This is a genomic window from Phormidium sp. CCY1219 (genome assembly GCF_035615515.1).
In the GTDB taxonomy this organism is placed as follows: domain Bacteria; phylum Cyanobacteriota; class Cyanobacteriia; order Cyanobacteriales; family Laspinemataceae; genus CCY1219.
On record NZ_JAJENT010000854.1, the window covers coordinates 1 to 471 of the forward strand.

Consider the following 471-nt stretch of genomic DNA (forward strand, 5'->3'; position numbering starts at 1 on the left):
TGTGCCAAGTTTAACCCCTCCCAGCGCTCGTTACTTACCCAACTGACATCGGGCGATCGCACCGCACCATTGGGTAAGGTAAATCCGGTAGAAGAATCAAACCCCACACCCAACCGGGCCTGACGATTCCACAACCAAAGTTGACCGTATATTTCGCCATTCTGTTTGCCCGTCCAGGGGGTTGTCGGTGGCATAATTATCACTTCTCCAGACGCATTTCGTTCCAGCTTTAAGTCCCGATTTGCTTGACATATTTTCTCAAACCCTTCGCGGTTTAGATGGGGAATATTTAACTCAATGATAGTCATGTTTTTCAATTTTAACTGTTTTGATTAAACCACAAATTTTCAGTTTAATTTAGTTGAATGAAATGGTATAATTAAGACTACCAAAACTTATTCAACTCCAACACAAATCCGGGCAGCACATCTTCTCCCTCTAGGGTTTCGGGAGAGTGCAAGACTTCCACTT

1 protein-coding gene is annotated in these 471 nt (G+C 43.7%); it reads right to left on the reverse strand.

The genetic code is table 11. The features are described 5' to 3' along the window. A partial coding sequence (locus LKK83_RS27055; RefSeq protein ID WP_324634586.1) for a Uma2 family endonuclease occupies positions 1-308 on the reverse strand: 308 nt, incomplete at its 3' end. Positions 309-471: the final 163 nt, after the last annotated feature.